The organism is Halogeometricum sp. S1BR25-6, from assembly GCF_031624495.1.
Classification (GTDB): domain Archaea; phylum Halobacteriota; class Halobacteria; order Halobacteriales; family Haloferacaceae; genus Halogeometricum; species Halogeometricum salsisoli.
Window position 1 is genome coordinate 1,434,766 of record NZ_JAMQOP010000001.1, and the last position, 14,239, is coordinate 1,449,004.

Sequence of the window (14,239 nt, forward strand, 5' to 3'; positions counted from 1 at the left end):
AAGGTGTTCGCACTCCTAATGGGTCTTTTCCAATGTCACGACGGCGCACGGAACTTTCACTGACGGCGACTCGTCGCCCCCGAACCGCGCGCCGACGCCGAACTTATCGGTGGGCCGCGCCAGAGACGCGACATGGTGAAGCGAGTCTCCGCGTCGGACCTGCCCGACGCGCCGAACCCGACGAGTCGAAAGAAGGAGGTAGACGAGGCGGTGGGCGCGTCGGCGTTCGGATTCAACGTCTACGAGGTGCGGCCGGGAGAGCGAGTGCCGTGGGGGTATCACTCCCACCCCGACCACGAGGAACTGTTCTACGTCGTCTCCGGCGAGATCGTCGTCGACACCGAGGACGGTCCGGTCCGCGCGGCGGCGGGCGACGCCGTCTTCGTCGAACCCGGCGAGAAGAACCGCGCGCGCAACGACGGCGAGGAGGTGGCGGAAGTCATCGCTGTCGGCGCGCCGAAGGAAGGAGACGGAGCGGTCATCGAGGAGGAGTGCCCGCACTGCGGCGCGGTGACCGACCGGACGTACGAGTCCGTCGAATCCGACGGCGGGGCGGTGTACGTGCTCTCCTGTGCGGCCTGCGGGGCGGAGACGGACCGGTTCGGCGCCGGACCCGGCGACGGCGGAGAGGCGGCGTAGTCGTCGGGCCGGTCGCTCCGCCCGCGCGCGACGTTCATCGTCGTCGGGCGCCTCTCTCCTCCCGTGACCGACGACTCGACGCCCGACGCCCGCCGCGACAGACCGGAGACAGAGGAGAGTTACGGCGTCCCCGACTCCGAAGAGGGGTTGCTCCCGTGGTCGTTCGTGACCCAGCGACTGGCCGCCGACCGGACGTTCTGGGTGTCGACGACGCTTCCTGACGGGCGGCCGCACGCCCGTCCGGTCTGGGGCGTCCGGGTCGACGACCGACTGCACTGCGGCGGCGGCGCGGGGACGCGGTGGGTGCGGAACGCCTCGCGCGACCCGCGCGTGGTCGTCCACCGCGAGAGCGGCGAGGAGGTGGTGGTTCTCGACGGCATCGCGGAGCGACTGGACGGGGACGCCGACCCGGACAGACTGGAGCGAATCGACGACGCCTACGAGGCGAAGTACGGCGTCCGCCACGGGACGCCCGTGTTCTCGATTCGGCCGACGCGGGTGCTGGCGTGGTCCGACTACCCGACGGACGCGACGCGGTGGACGTTCGGCGACGACGGTGCGTGAGGTTCCGCGGGCACGGACGCACGGAGTTATCACGCCGCGCGGCGTAGCGGGGCGCATGCGCGCGGAGATCCATGGGGCGACGCTGGAACTCGACGAGTCGTACCTCGACGCGGACCCGAAAGTGGTCCGCGAGCGGATTCGGGAGTACGAGCGCGGCAACCGGACGGCGCTCGATATCGAGGTTCGCTACCCCGACACGTTCACCGGCCGAGTGATGCGGGTGATGACCGAGATTCCGTACGGCGAGACGCGGACGTACGGCGAACTCGCGGCCGAGTTAGACACGAGTCCGGTCGCCGTCGGGCAGGCCTGCGGCCGGAACCCGATTCCGCTCGTCGTCCCCTGCCACCGCGTCGTCGGCGCGGGCGGCCGACTCGTCGGGTTCTCCGCCGAGGGCGGCGTCGAACTGAAACGTCGACTGCTCGACGGCGAGGCGGCGAATCGGCAGGCGAAACTCGCGGCGTTCGAGTGAGTCCGGGAACGCCGCCGTCGCTCGCGGGGCGGGACTCGCGACCACTATCCTAACCGCACCCGGACACATCAACCCGATTAACATTTCAGCCGTCGGCCGACGAATATAACACCCTCTCCGGAAATGGTCGAACAACGTGACTCGTACTTCGACCGGCCTCGTCGTGGTCGTCGCCGTCCTCCTCCTCACGCCGGCGGCGCTCGGAACCACGGCGTCGAGCCAATCCGAACCGGTACAGGAGATAGACAACTGCGGCGTCATCTCCGAACCGGGACGCTACGTACTGACGTCCGACATCAAGAACGGCGGGAGCGGCGACTCCTTCACCTACTCCTCCCAGTCCTGCATCGTCGTCGAGAGCGACGACGTCCACATCGACGGCGACGGGCACCGGGTCGACGCCCTCGGCAACAGCGACACGACGGGCATCGCCGTCGTCGGGACCGAAGCCGACCCCGTCGAGGACGTGACGGTGTCGAACGTCACCTTCACCGACTGGAACCGCGCCGTCTACTTCCGGCACGTCGAGAACGGGACTGTCCGCGGGTCTGCCCTCCGCGCCAGCGCCTACGGGATGTCCGTCGAGCACTCCGAGAACGTGCGGGTGGTCGACGCCATGGTCGTCAACAACCTCCTCGGCATCTACGAGAACGACACCACCGACACGGAACTCTCGAACATCCGCTACGCCAGCAACTACGCCGGCGACCACGTCGTCGAGAACGGGACAGACGAGGACGCCGCGGCGGAGACGCCGACGGCGACTCCCACCCCGACGCCGACGCCGACACCCACGCCGACGCCGACCGAAGACGACTACTGAGTCCGAACCGCGCGCTGAACGCAGCGCCGAGCGCCGAACGCGAACGCGATTGCGACTGCGACTTCTCGATGTCTCTCCGTTCGGACTCCGAGCGAGGAAGGACAGCGAAGCGGACGCAGAACAGAGACGGAGAGCAGCGGGGCGGTTACGGTTCGGGCGATTCGGTGGCTTCTGATTCGGACTCGGACTCGTTCCCGAGCGTCCCGTTCTCCGTCCCGCTTTCGGCCTCGGTTTCCGTCTCGTCGGGCGTCTCGGTGGCGACGGACTCGCCGTACACTTCCTGCTTTATCGGTTCGGTCCACTGCGGCCAGCGTTCCCGCTCCTCCAGGTCCTCGACGGAGTCCTCGCCGGACATCGCCTTGATGGCCCGGGCGTCTTCGAGGCTCCAGACGGCGCCGTCCTCATGGAACAGGCCGTTGAGAATGCCGACCTCGCGCTGCGAGGAGAAGTACGCCGGCTGGACCATCAGCGACCAGAAGAAGTTCCCGACGCCCATCTCGGTGATTATCGGCGCCATCGAGGCATAATCCGGCGTGCGCTGCTCGCGCGGCGGCGCCGTGTGGAATCCCGCGCCGGACCGGACGCGTTGCCACTCGGTGAGCATCACCGGTTCGTCCATGTTGTCGTCGAGCGTCACCACCTGCCGGAGGGCGTCGCGGAACTCCTCTTGGCTCGTGGGGAAGTTGTAGTGGAACTGGAATAGGTCGAGATTCCAGTCGGCGTACTTCGCGTTCTTCGCCATGCTCGTCGCGCCGATGGTCAGCGGGACGGACCCGCGCATCTCCCACATCGTCTCGTACATCGCCTTCGAGAACGTCACCCGCCGGGAGTTCCAGCCGGGTTCGTTCATCACTTCGATGGCCAGCAACCGGTCGTCGTCGGCGTAGCGCTCCATGAACTGCCGGGTGAACTCGCGGGTGTTCTCCCAGCGGTCGCGGTTGTTCAGCACCTGGTTCGACGGCGAGGCGACGCCGGTGGCGGTCATCAGGTTCTCGTCTTCGAGGTTCTGTCGCGTCGGCTGGTTGCCGATGCCCTCGAAGAGACCGATGAGCACTCGGATGCCGTGGTCGTCTGCCGTCGATACGAAGTCCTCGAACGCCTCGAAGAACGCCTCGGGCTCTTCCTTCCAGAACTCGTAGCTCCCCCACGTCCGAATCGCGTTGAGGTTCACCTGCTCGGCGTAGCCGAGGTCACGGTCGGCTATCTCGGAGTCGTAGTCCCGCCACATCTGATAGAAGTTGAACGCTCTGGCGGGGATGTAGATGGCCCCGCGCACGTCGACGGGGGCGTCGGTGTCGGGGGCGACCGTCACGTCCCGCGTGGCCGTCTCCGGCGGCGTCCCGGACTCGCCGGCCGCCGTCGCCGTCTCCACCTCGTCGCTCAGTTCGGTCACGGGGTTGTCGTTCCCCTCCGAGCCGTCGAACCCGAGGGACGAACAACCCGCGAGGCCCGCTATACCACTCGCCGCGCACCATCGGAGGAATCTCCGTCGTGTGTTCCGTGTCATTGCGTGCTCCAGTGTCGAACGTCGTCTCCGCCTTCTCCGTCGCTATCGCTGCCGCCGTCGGTCCGTTCTGGGCGACGCCGCGGCCGCCACGTCTCCCGCGTCGGCGGCGCACCGCTCCTCGCCGCGTCGGCCGTCGCCGCGCAGTCCGTCGTATCGTCCGTCATCGGTGTCCTCGGTCGGTCATCGTCGTTGTCATCGGTATCGTGGTGGCGGCCGTTATGCGTTGTCGCCGGCCGCACTCGCTGTCGGTCGTCCTCAGTTCTCGCTCCGCTCGGTCACGCTCGTCGCCGCCACGCCGCCTCCGTTCCGCCCCAGGCGAGCAGAGTGACGGCGACGAGCAGCGTCGCCAGTATCTCCGGCAGGCCCATCCAGACGGGCGTGACGTACATCAGCCCGTTCAGGTACCGGCCGGGGACCACCTGTTTGACGAAGATGGACGCCTGGTCGGCGAGGCCCGGGTCCTTCGACTGCAGGTCGGCCGAGGCCGCGCTGGGACCGCCGGCGCTCTCGTCGCCCGTCCCCAGTCGCTCCGACTCGTAGGGGAAGGCGATGTCGACGCGCCAGACGATTTCGCCGTCCTCGTCCACCTCGAAGACGCGGTTAGCGTTCGAGTCGCTGATGAGGGTGTGGCCGTTGGGCAGGCGGTCGGCGTCGCGCGGCCACTGCATGCGGCCGTCGCGCCAGTGCCACGACTGCTCCCACGAGCCGTTGACGCGCTGATATTCGATCACGCGGTTGTTCTCGGAGTCGGCGACGAGCACCGCCGGGCCCCCGCGTTCGGCAGGGATGTAGTCCGGGTTGTGCTGTTCGTAGAGGATACTCGTGTCGTCCTCGGCGCCGAGCGTCCAGTTCTCGTCCAGTCCGTTCTCGTCGACGAAGACGACACGGTCTTGGTTCCGCGCGCTGACCATGATTCGGCCGTCGTCGAGTATCTCCACGTCGTTGATGTGCGTCCAGTCGCCCGGGGAGTCGTCGCCGCTGTCGGGGTCGAACGACTCGCTGGCGTTCCACGTCCACTCGGTCTGCCCGTCGCGCGTGTCCACGACGAACACGCGGTCGAGGTAGATGTCGGCGACGACGAGGTGCGTCTCGTTCAGTCGGTCGGCGTCGTGGTAGCGCGTCGCCTCCTTACCCGGCGTCACGCGGTTCCACACCTCGGTCTTCTCGCCGGTGGTGAGATTGACGCGCTCGAACCCGTTCCGCGTGCAGGCGTCCGAGGAGCGCCCGGCCTGATAGCGGTCCCACTTCTCCTGGCTCACCCCGCGCTTCGAGAGGTTCCACTCGGTGGGACACTCGTCGGGTTCGAGGTGGTCGGCGTACATGTACTCGACCGTCGCCTCGGTCCCGGGCACGGGGTCGACGTCCCAGTAGCGCGTGTGGGTGTCGTTGTAGTACATCGTCGTCCCGTTCGGCGCGAACGCGACGAGTTCCGCTCTCGCCCGCGGCCCTTCGCTGGCCCGCCCGCGCCAGGAGTTCGAGTCGGTGGCGACCACGGTGATGTCGTCCCGCGGCGGGGCCACCTGTTCGCTTCCGTCGACGGTCCCCTCGGAGATGTGACTCTCGAAGGTGCTGCCCGACGACCCGGCGGCGTATCCGTAGGCGACTCCGGCGGTGGACAGGCAGAGGACCGCGACGAAGAAGACGCGGACGGCCCGCTTAGAGACCATATGCGTACAGACTGCGGTCGACACTCATATGCGTCACGGCCGTCGTGTCGGCTCGCTGGCCCGACGGTCGGTTCGGAGGAGACGGCGGCGTCTCGGCCGAGTCCGGCGGAGTTCCGGACCGGGGACGGCCGCGCGCCGCGCTCTTTCGTATCACGTGTGGTCGGGTGCGCTCCGCCCGAAATACTTTTTCGACACGCGCCCGCCGGTCCGCGACGTTGACAGTTTCCACCTCGGGTCGCCCGCGTGTGCCGAGGCGGATGCGAACGAACCGGCTCTGTTCGACTCTCCGGAGATTGACAGAAGTGGTGGGCCGAACGGAGGGGGTGAGTTCAGCAGCCCGAGCGTTGTCGTTTTCGCGTCTACCAAGCATCTACATCGTATACCTCACCCAGTAGTTCGAACTGGTCGACATCGTATTCGGTCCCACTCTGCTGATTGACGAGGTATCGGTCCTGTGGATAGAACCGGTAGCAACTGTCACTGTGACTTCTCACCTCAAACCACGAATTCGTCACCTCCGTTACCACGTGCGGGTGTGTGCGGCCATTCCATCGGACGAGACTCCCCACGTCGACCTCGTTCATGCCGTCTCCCTGTATCACGGTCACAGAGACGCGGGAAGGAATATCAACATACAGTCTCCCTCTTCATCCGGTCGGTCCTGAAAGCGACCGAGACGCGCCCTGTGTTCAGCACCGCTACAGAAACCTCATCGAACGCGGTCATTCGTGGCGTGCGAAACTGGGAGAGTGAGCCGAGCACCGCGAACGAACTGTTCGGGTTCTACCGCGGCGGTTCGCTCTCGTCGTCGTCGGGTACGGGAGGTGGTTGCCTAACGAGAGCGTCGGAGAACAGTTCGGCGCCGCCCCACCAATTGACGACGGCCTCGTCGAGTTCCCAGCCGTCCTCCGCGAGGTCGTTCAACAGTTGGTCGGTCGCGTCGCGGTCGATTCGGAACTACAGGAGGCTGGTCGGCGCACCTCAGCGAACCATCGGTCTCCGCGGATTCCAAGGAGGGAACGACCCTGCGCGAGCGACACCACCATCTCCGGAGCCATGCGACCACGAAACCCGGAATAGTTGAGACTGGCGTTCTCGTGCATCCGGTCCTCACATATCGCTAACAGTAACCTCTCTACGAGAGATCTCACGACCATCGATTAGACTAGTCTAATCTCTATTTTTGATAGAAGCTATTATACTATTTGCCCTATCACCGACTAGCCGATGATGGACGACACGCAACAGTCGAAAGCGAAGCACGGTTTCTCACGCAGAAGGGCCATTACTGCCGGTGCGGGACTTCTTGCCACTGGACTCGCCGGATGTACGAGTAGTGGCGGCAGCAACGATACCGAACCCACGAACGGTTCAGGCAACGAGGGTGTGAATGGAGACGGCCCTGCCGTCGCAGTGGCCTCCTTCTTCAGTTTCTACGACTTCGCACGGAATATCGTCGACGGGACGCCCATCCAGGTGAGCAACCTCGTTCCAACCGGCTTGCATGGTCACGGGTGGGAGCCGAATGCGAGCGTTACGAAAGACATCATCGAAGCAGACGCGTTCCTTCACGTTGGTCCAGGGTTCCAACCATGGGCCGACCGCGCGATTCAGACGCTCAAAGACGACAACGTCGACACGCAGTTGATCAACGTCCGCGAGGGTGTCGAACTGGTCGATCTCGCGGCCACTCTCGATCCTGAAGAAGAAGGCGTCGGCGAGCAGCAAGGCAAGGACCCGCACTTCTGGCTCGACCCACAGCGGGCGATGGTCTCGGTCGATAACATCACCGAGGGACTCGCCGAACTCGTGCCCGAGCAGGAAAGCGCGCTTCGGGACAACGCCGAGACGTACAAATCCGATATTCTCGAACGGATCAATCAGGATTTCCAGGCCATCTTCGACGCGTCCGAGCGAGATGCGGTGCAACTGGCCGCGCACAACGCCTTCCAGTACTGGGGCGTCAGGTACGGCGCACAGATGGAACCCCTCGTCACGAACCTCGCGGCCAGCGGCGACGTCAAGCCCTCGGACATCGCCGAAGCGAAGGAATTCATCGAAGAGAACGACATCAAGTACATCGCCAACGGCGTCTTCGAATCGCGGAAACCTGCGAAGCAACTACTCGCCGAAACCCAGGTCGAGGGGTACTTCCCAGTGACACCGTACGCGGGCGTTCGAGAGGACTGGGTCGAGAACAACTGGGGCTACGAGGAGGTTGCTTACAACATCAACGGCCCCACGCTTGAGGTCGTCCTCGGTACCAAGACCCCCGAGGAAGCTGGGCCCGACGGCTGGGCGGACGAGTGGATGAACTTCGAGTGAACGTCCAATGAATACACAAAATCCTGCGAATACTACGAGTTCGGGGACGGCGAGCAGCACCGAGTCGGTCATCGAACTATCCGGGGTCGACTTCGGATACACGTCTTCCCCGGTCGTCGAGGATATCTCGCTTCGGATCGACCCCGGCGAGTACGCTGCAGTCGTAGGTCCGAACGGGTCGGGGAAGTCGACGCTGATGAAGTTGATGCTCGGACTCCTCCGACCGGACGAGGGAAGCGCCAGGCTCTTCGGCGAACCCTCGCACCAGTTCGACGACGGTTCCAGAATCGGCTACGTCGCCCAGCACGCCAGCGCCTCGAAAGAGATGCCGATCACCGTTCGAGAAGTCGTGAAGATGGGCCGATTCCCACACGTCGGCTTCGGTCGCCTCGCCAGTGAGGACTGGAACATCGTCGACCGGGCGCTCGACACCGTCGGCATGACGGCCTTCGCCAATCGTCGTGTGACACAGTTGTCTGGCGGCCAGCGCCAGCGGGCGTTCATCGCCCGTGCGCTCGCCAGCGAAGCCGACCTGCTCGTCCTCGACGAACCGACCGTCGGGGTCGACATCGAATCGGTCGAAGCGTTCTACGATCTCTTGGACTCGCTGAATCAGGACGATATCACGGTCCTCCTTATCGAGCACGACCTAGGCGCGGTCACCGAACACGCCGAACGTGTCATCTGTCTCAACCGCGAGATATACTTCGACGGGCCAGCCAGTGAGTTCGCCGAGAGTGACGCCCTGGCTCGCGCATTTGGGACCACTGCGAACCTGCTGGGTGGTTCTCGATGACGTACCTACCCACCACTCCACTGCAAGCGGGACCGTTGAGTCCCATATTCGAACCACTGTACTGGTTCCTGCAACTCTGGTCGGGGTTCGTCTCTTGGGTGGCTCGGATGTCTGGGCTGGAACTGCTCCAGTATGGCTTTATGCACCGAGCGATCCTCGTCGGTCTCTGTATCGGGGTGATGGCACCCTTGATCGGGACCTTCCTCGTTCATCGGCAGTTGGCACTGATCGGTGATGCGCTCGCCCACACCGGGTTCGCCGGCGTCGCCGTGGGATTGTTCCTCAACGCCGTCTTCGAACTCGGGGTCTCGCCGTACCTGACGGCAGTCGTCGTTTCGATGATCGCTGCGCTGTTCATCGAACTCATCTCGGAGGCGACAGACGCCTACAACGACGTCTCGATGGCAATCGTGCTCTCGACGGGCTTCGCGTTGGGGACGACACTCATCAGCATCAATGCCGGTGGCCTCTCCGTCGGGGTAAACCAGTTCCTCTTCGGGAACCTCGCTACGGTCTCGCAGGACAGTGCCGCGATACTCCTGCTGCTGTTCGTCATCATTATCGGCGTGGTCGCGCTCACGCGTAACCAATTGCTGTACGTCACCTTCGACGAGACGGCAGCAGCCGTGTCTGGGCTCTCGGTCAGCTGGTACAACCGCATCATGGTGTTGTTGACGGCGATGGTCGTGGTCGGCGCAATGCAGATCATGGGCGTCATCCTCGTGGCCGCGATGCTCGTCGTACCCGTCGCTGGCGCATCGCAGGTCTCTCGGAGTTTCAACGAATCGATACTCGTGTCGGTCGTACTCGCCGAACTGGCCGTCATCCTCGGCATCGGTGTCTCGTACTATGCCGAGGCGACTGCCGGGGGCGTGATCGTCCTCCTCGCAGTCGCGATCTATGTCGCCGCTGTCGTGCTCGGAAAGTTCCAGACCGCCCTCGGTGAGGAGGAGACCCCCGAGATGGGGAGTATCGACATGGGCGAAGCCGAACCAAGTGACGACTGACGACCGCTTCCACAACGAACAGTGCGGTGACCCGCGAAGTAACCGTTCGATAATACCAGACGAAATGAGTTCATCCGATTCTGACACCCCTGACGCGCCGGAGTCGTTGCCAGCGATCACGCCGAAGATGGAAGACTATCTCCGTCGCATCTACCGTCTCGAGCAGGAAGCCGACGGTCGGGTGTCCAACTCGGAAATCGCCGAACGGCTCGGGGTCACCAGAGCATCGGTGACGAGTATGCTCAGTACGCTCTCGAATCGGGGGCTGATCGACCGAGAACGGTACCGCCCGATTCGTCTCACGACCGAGGGAGAAGAACTCGCACTACGAGTGGTCCGCAGACACCGGCTCGCCGAGACGATGCTCGCGGAGTTGTTCGAGTACGCGATCAGTGAAGTCGACGCCGAGGCCGATATCTTGGAGCATCACCTCAGTAATCGGCTGTGTCGGGAAATCGAACGGACGCTTGACATGCCAGAAACCGATCCACACGGCGATCCGATTCCCGACAGTAACCTTGACCTCCCTCAATCAGCAGACGTTACCTCGCTGGTCGAGATTGATGAATCGACGAGTGTGAAGGTTACGCGGATTTTGACGCAGGATGACGAGGTACTGGAGTATCTCGTTTCGATCGGGCTGGAGCCGACTAAACGCCTTCACCTCGACGAAATTACGCCGATTGGGATGGTGGTTCTCACTATCGGGGACGCCAGTGAACAGACGAGTCTCCCACAAAGACTGGCCTCACAGATACTGGTTTCGCCGCTGGATGACCCATAGCTCACACAGCGGTCGCGGATCACGAGCCTCGACGCACTGTCTTTCAACGAATCGCCCAACAGCCGTACGTCGAGTGGCCAGCTTATGAGTCGACACCGCTGTACGATCGAATCTCGCTCGCCGGGTTAGAATCGGACGTTCGAGTCGTCTCAGGTGTCCGGTTTACGCACCCTGATCATAACTCACTCGAAGGGTTGGTCTGCGAACTTCCGATAGCCGACTTCAGATTCGAGGCTCACGACCGCTACGGAAGTTCGACACGCTACGAGATGGACATCCTCTTTCGCGTGTTCATGCTGAAAGAACTCTACGGGTGGGAGCATGAAACAACTCTCCCCGAATATCTCGATAGTCACCCGGCACTCTGTGAACGCCCGGGATTGGAGTCAGCCCGCAACCAATCAACACTGTGGCGTACTTGGAACGAGCGCTTCACACGAAATCTCCGCGAGACGGTCCAGAAAGCGGCTCGAACGATCCTCATCAACGCGCAGAACGCGGATGTCGCCATCCCGCGCGAACCAGAACGAAACCTCCCACCTCGAAGAGACGACGCGGATGAATCTGACTCAAACGATCAAGCCATCCTCGACGGTGCAGGGACGATTACCGAGCACGTTAGTCGCGTCGTCAACCACGCATTACAGCCCCGCAAAACCCGGTGTAGTCTCAAATTCCACGAAATCCGGATTTCGTATCGCAGTATCCGCTTCACATCGCCCTCGGCCCCAAGCTTGCGCCGTGAGCAAATCATTTCACGGGGGACCGCAACCCCGTAGTATGGACGACAAGCGGGAACTGCTCGACCTGTTGCTGCGAGACGCTCGCGAGAGCCCAGAAGACATCGCCCGGCAGACTGGACTCGACGCGGCAGCGGTCGAAACGCTCATCGCGGAGTTAGAAGCGGAGGGCGTCGTCCGCGGGTATCAGGCCGTCGTCGACTGGGACCGCGTGGACGAAGAGCACGTGCAGGCGCAGTTGGAACTCAACGTGGAACTCGACCGCGAGACGGGGTACGAGGAGATCGCGCGCCGCATCGCCAAGTTCCCCGAGGTGTCCTCACTCCGATTAGTCTCCGGCGACTTCGACTTCGCGGTCGACGTCGAGGGGAAGTCGATGCACGACGTCTCGCAGTTCGTCTCCGAGCGGATCGCTCCCATCCCGGAGGTGACCCAGACGGTGACGCACTTCGTCATGGAGACGTACAAGGAACGCGGCATCGAGATGGGCGATACGGACGAGGACGACCGACTCACGTTCTCGCCATGAACCGCCACCTCTCGACGCGCGCCCGCGAGACGCCGCCGTCGGGCATCCGGCGCTTCTTCGAGGTGGCCGAGGAGATGGACGACGTCATCTCCCTCGGCGTCGGCGAACCGGACTTCTCCGCGCCGTGGGCCGCCCGAACCGCCGCCATCGACTCCTTGGAGCGGGGTCGAACCTCCTACACCTCGAACCGCGGCCGCCGCGACCTGCGGGAGGCCATCGCCGACCGGGTCGAACGCTACGACCAGTACTACGACCCGGACGACGAGATACTCGTCACCTCGGGGGCGAGTGAGGCTGTCGACTTGGCGATGCGCGCCCTCGTCGACCCCGGCGACGCCGTCGCGGTGCCGGAACCGTCGTACATCTCCTACACGCCGACCGTCTCCTTCGCCGGCGGGGACCCCCTGCCCGTGCGGACGCGCGCCGAGGAGGAGTTCGCCCTCCGGTACGAGGACCTCGAACGCGCCGGCGCGGCCGACGCCGAGACCCTCGTGCTCTGCTACCCGAACAACCCGACGGGCGCGGTGATGTCGGAGGATGGACTCGCCGAGGTGGCGGAGTTCGTCGAGGAACACGACCTGTTCGTCCTCTCAGACGAGATTTACGCGGCACTCAGATACGAAGACGAGCACACCTCCATCGCCACGCTACCGGGGATGCGCGAGCGGACCGTCGTGTTCAACGGCTTCTCGAAGGCCTACGCGATGACGGGCTTTCGCCTCGGGTACGCCCTCGGCCCCCCGGAAGTCATCGGCGCGATGAACCGCATCCACCAGTACACGATGCTGTCGGCGCCGACGACGGCGCAGTACGCCGCCATCGAGGCCATCAAGGCGTGCGACGACGCCGTCGAGGAGATGCGCCGCGCCTACGACCGGCGGCGGCGGTTCGTCATCTCGCGGTTCAACGAACTCGGGATGGACTGCTTCGAGGCGAAGGGCGCCTTCTACGTCTTCCCGAAGTGTCCGCCTGGATGGGAGGACGACGAGGCGTTCGCGGAGGCGCTACTCCAAGAGGAACAGGTCGCTCTCGTGCCGGGTCGGGTCTTCGGCGAGAGCGGCGAGGGCCACCTCCGCGTCTCCTACGCGACGGGGATGAACGAGTTGAAGGCGGCGCTGAACCGCATCGAGTCGTTCCTGCGGGAGTAGCCCGCTAAACCGCCCGTCGCGATATCGTTTCTCGCTACGGGAGGCAGTTGTGCGGCCGATTCGTGTCGGAGACGCCCTCATCCGGGGCAGTTCCCACTCAAGGAGTCCGGCGCCCCAACCGTCACGTACGGATGGCTGTCATCCGGGAATCCGATGGTGATGACCGCGACGGCACAGCGTCCCTCGGTGTGCACGTCGTCCGCTGTCAACGTCCGCGTGCGAATGTCGGGGTCCTCGTCCGGTCCGAAAACGACGTACTGGAGCGTATATACCGCGGGTGTCGACGGCCACGAGACGCCGATTCGCTCCACGTCGCCATCGCCGCCGACGGTGACCGTCGTTTCGTGGACGAGTTCACCGTCACGCTCGAGTTCGACTCTGACCGTATGCTCGTCCGGGTGAGCGTTCCGAACGGAAATCTCACCCAGTACGAGACCGCGGTCTCCGGTAACGACAGGCGCGGAGCATCCCGCTACACCCGCAACCGTAACGGCACCGAGGCTTCGTAGAAGATTCCGTCGAGAAGGGCTGAGAGTCACTACATCTCCTTAGCGTATTCGTCGCAAGTACGTTCCGGAGTGTGAGGTACTTCTCGGGGACTCACCAACCGAGTATTCCCAACGCGCCAGACTTCCGCCGCCGAGACCCGCGAGCGCCGCGTCCGCGACGGCGCACTTATGCGCTCGGAGCGGCCTCCCACACGCACACTCATGAGTCGCACGAGCGAGGACGCCGAGTTCGGGGCGCGCACGGGCACCGTCGACCGCATCCACGTCGTCCCGGAGACGAGCGGCGAGGCCGAACCCCGCGAGTCCGTCGAGGCCGTCGTGGACCGCGGCATAACCGGGGACAGATACTACGAGGGGAAGGGGATCAACAACGAGAATCCGAACCTCGAATCCAGCGACGTGACGCTCATCGAGGCCGAGGCGCTGGCGGACGCCGCGGCGGACTACGGCGTCGAGTTCGAGTCCGGCGCGCACCGTCGCAACATCACGACGCGGGGCGTCGCGCTGAATCACCTCGTCGGCGAACGGTTCCGCGTCGGTGAGGCCGTCTTCGAGGGGACCGGCCTCTGCGAACCGTGCGGGCACATGCGGTCGCTCTCGGGCGAGGACGACGCGGTGGAGGCGCTCAGACACCGCGGCGGCCTCGACGCCCGAATCGTCGAGTCGGGACGGGTCGCCGTCGGCGACGACGTTCGGTGGTGAGACGGGCGCGCGGACGACGTGCGGGAC

At 64.4% G+C, this 14,239-nt stretch carries 16 protein-coding genes; 11 read left to right on the top strand and 5 right to left on the bottom strand.

The window, feature by feature from the left end:
- The first annotated feature begins 132 nt into the window (after positions 1-132).
- From NDI76_RS07525 to NDI76_RS07540, 4 genes are all read left to right on the top strand, one after another.
- The gene (locus NDI76_RS07525; RefSeq protein ID WP_310923384.1) at positions 133-639 is read left to right on the top strand and encodes a cupin domain-containing protein; all 507 of its coding nucleotides are present in this window, start codon (positions 133-135) and stop codon (positions 637-639) included.
- A gap of 63 nt (positions 640-702) precedes the next feature.
- Positions 703-1,203, top strand: coding sequence for a pyridoxamine 5'-phosphate oxidase family protein (locus NDI76_RS07530; RefSeq protein ID WP_310923385.1), 501 nt, complete (start codon positions 703-705; stop codon positions 1,201-1,203).
- A gap of 55 nt (positions 1,204-1,258) precedes the next feature.
- Positions 1,259-1,675: a methylated-DNA--[protein]-cysteine S-methyltransferase gene (locus NDI76_RS07535; RefSeq protein ID WP_310923386.1), complete on the top strand. Its 417-nt coding sequence runs from the start codon at positions 1,259-1,261 to the stop codon at positions 1,673-1,675.
- Positions 1,676-1,811: 136 nt separating this feature from the next.
- Positions 1,812-2,498 (top strand): NosD domain-containing protein, encoded by a 687-nt coding sequence (locus NDI76_RS07540; RefSeq protein WP_310923387.1) that lies wholly within the window; start codon positions 1,812-1,814, stop codon positions 2,496-2,498.
- A 145-nt stretch (positions 2,499-2,643) separates the two neighbouring features.
- Here the strand turns inward: NDI76_RS07540 and NDI76_RS07545 are convergent, their stop codons facing one another.
- The 4 genes from NDI76_RS07545 to NDI76_RS07560 all read right to left on the bottom strand — a co-directional run bounded on the left by NDI76_RS07545 (position 2,644) and on the right by NDI76_RS07560 (position 6,596).
- Entirely contained in the window at positions 2,644-3,891 is a 1,248-nt protein-coding gene (locus NDI76_RS07545; protein ID WP_310923388.1) for a glycoside hydrolase 5 family protein, read from the bottom strand.
- Between the two features lie 110 nt (positions 3,892-4,001).
- The gene (locus NDI76_RS07550; protein ID WP_310923389.1) at positions 4,002-4,169 is read right to left on the bottom strand and encodes a hypothetical protein; all 168 of its coding nucleotides are present in this window, start codon (positions 4,167-4,169) and stop codon (positions 4,002-4,004) included.
- Between the two features lie 111 nt (positions 4,170-4,280).
- The gene (locus NDI76_RS07555; RefSeq protein ID WP_310923390.1) at positions 4,281-5,672 is read right to left on the bottom strand and encodes an aryl-sulfate sulfotransferase; all 1,392 of its coding nucleotides are present in this window, start codon (positions 5,670-5,672) and stop codon (positions 4,281-4,283) included.
- Positions 5,673-6,455: 783 nt separating this feature from the next.
- Entirely contained in the window at positions 6,456-6,596 is a 141-nt protein-coding gene (locus tag NDI76_RS07560) for a hypothetical protein (protein ID WP_310923391.1), read from the bottom strand.
- Between the two features lie 306 nt (positions 6,597-6,902).
- Between NDI76_RS07560 and NDI76_RS07565 the strand changes: the two genes are divergently transcribed.
- The 6 genes from NDI76_RS07565 to NDI76_RS07590 all read left to right on the top strand — a co-directional run bounded on the left by NDI76_RS07565 (position 6,903) and on the right by NDI76_RS07590 (position 13,001).
- Positions 6,903-7,997 (top strand): metal ABC transporter substrate-binding protein, encoded by a 1,095-nt coding sequence (locus NDI76_RS07565; protein WP_425498336.1) that lies wholly within the window; start codon positions 6,903-6,905, stop codon positions 7,995-7,997.
- Between the two features lie 7 nt (positions 7,998-8,004).
- Entirely contained in the window at positions 8,005-8,793 is a 789-nt protein-coding gene (locus tag NDI76_RS07570; protein ID WP_310923393.1) for a metal ABC transporter ATP-binding protein, read from the top strand.
- Complete coding sequence (locus tag NDI76_RS07575; RefSeq protein ID WP_310923394.1) at positions 8,790-9,800, top strand: metal ABC transporter permease; 1,011 nt, start codon at positions 8,790-8,792, stop codon at positions 9,798-9,800. The genes NDI76_RS07570 and NDI76_RS07575 overlap by 4 nt, the downstream gene beginning before the upstream one ends.
- 64 nt (positions 9,801-9,864) lie before the next feature.
- Positions 9,865-10,584, top strand: coding sequence for a metal-dependent transcriptional regulator (locus tag NDI76_RS07580; protein WP_425498352.1), 720 nt, complete (start codon positions 9,865-9,867; stop codon positions 10,582-10,584).
- A gap of 780 nt (positions 10,585-11,364) precedes the next feature.
- Entirely contained in the window at positions 11,365-11,853 is a 489-nt protein-coding gene (locus NDI76_RS07585) for an Lrp/AsnC family transcriptional regulator (protein ID WP_343218176.1), read from the top strand.
- Positions 11,850-13,001, top strand: a complete 1,152-nt coding sequence (locus NDI76_RS07590; protein WP_310923397.1) for a pyridoxal phosphate-dependent aminotransferase — start codon at positions 11,850-11,852, stop codon at positions 12,999-13,001. Before NDI76_RS07585 ends, NDI76_RS07590 begins: the two co-directional genes overlap by 4 nt.
- Positions 13,002-13,078: 77 nt before the next feature.
- On the opposite strand, the gene NDI76_RS07595 is transcribed toward NDI76_RS07590, so the two are convergent.
- Positions 13,079-13,540 (bottom strand): hypothetical protein, encoded by a 462-nt coding sequence (locus tag NDI76_RS07595; RefSeq protein WP_310923398.1) that lies wholly within the window; start codon positions 13,538-13,540, stop codon positions 13,079-13,081.
- A gap of 171 nt (positions 13,541-13,711) precedes the next feature.
- Between NDI76_RS07595 and NDI76_RS07600 the strand changes: the two genes are divergently transcribed.
- Positions 13,712-14,212 (top strand): MOSC domain-containing protein, encoded by a 501-nt coding sequence (locus NDI76_RS07600; RefSeq protein ID WP_310923399.1) that lies wholly within the window; start codon positions 13,712-13,714, stop codon positions 14,210-14,212.
- The last annotated feature ends 27 nt before the right edge of the window (positions 14,213-14,239 follow it).

Bases quoted from the DNA above. Each gene is read 5' to 3' on its own strand.
- NDI76_RS07525 (WP_310923384.1), top strand. From the start codon at position 133: ATGGTGAAGCGAGTCTCCGCGTCGGACCTGCCCGACGCGCCGAACCCG.
- NDI76_RS07535 (WP_310923386.1), top strand. From the start codon at position 1,259: ATGCGCGCGGAGATCCATGGGGCGACGCTGGAACTCGACGAGTCGTAC.
- NDI76_RS07550 (WP_310923389.1), bottom strand. From the start codon at position 4,169: ATGACGGACGATACGACGGACTGCGCGGCGACGGCCGACGCGGCGAGG.
- NDI76_RS07555 (WP_310923390.1), bottom strand. From the start codon at position 5,672: ATGGTCTCTAAGCGGGCCGTCCGCGTCTTCTTCGTCGCGGTCCTCTGC.
- NDI76_RS07565 (WP_425498336.1), top strand. From the start codon at position 6,903: ATGGACGACACGCAACAGTCGAAAGCGAAGCACGGTTTCTCACGCAGA.
- NDI76_RS07570 (WP_310923393.1), top strand. From the start codon at position 8,005: ATGAATACACAAAATCCTGCGAATACTACGAGTTCGGGGACGGCGAGC.
- NDI76_RS07575 (WP_310923394.1), top strand. From the start codon at position 8,790: ATGACGTACCTACCCACCACTCCACTGCAAGCGGGACCGTTGAGTCCC.
- NDI76_RS07580 (WP_425498352.1), top strand. From the start codon at position 9,865: ATGAGTTCATCCGATTCTGACACCCCTGACGCGCCGGAGTCGTTGCCA.
- NDI76_RS07585 (WP_343218176.1), top strand. From the start codon at position 11,365: ATGGACGACAAGCGGGAACTGCTCGACCTGTTGCTGCGAGACGCTCGC.
- NDI76_RS07590 (WP_310923397.1), top strand. From the start codon at position 11,850: ATGAACCGCCACCTCTCGACGCGCGCCCGCGAGACGCCGCCGTCGGGC.
- NDI76_RS07600 (WP_310923399.1), top strand. From the start codon at position 13,712: ATGAGTCGCACGAGCGAGGACGCCGAGTTCGGGGCGCGCACGGGCACC.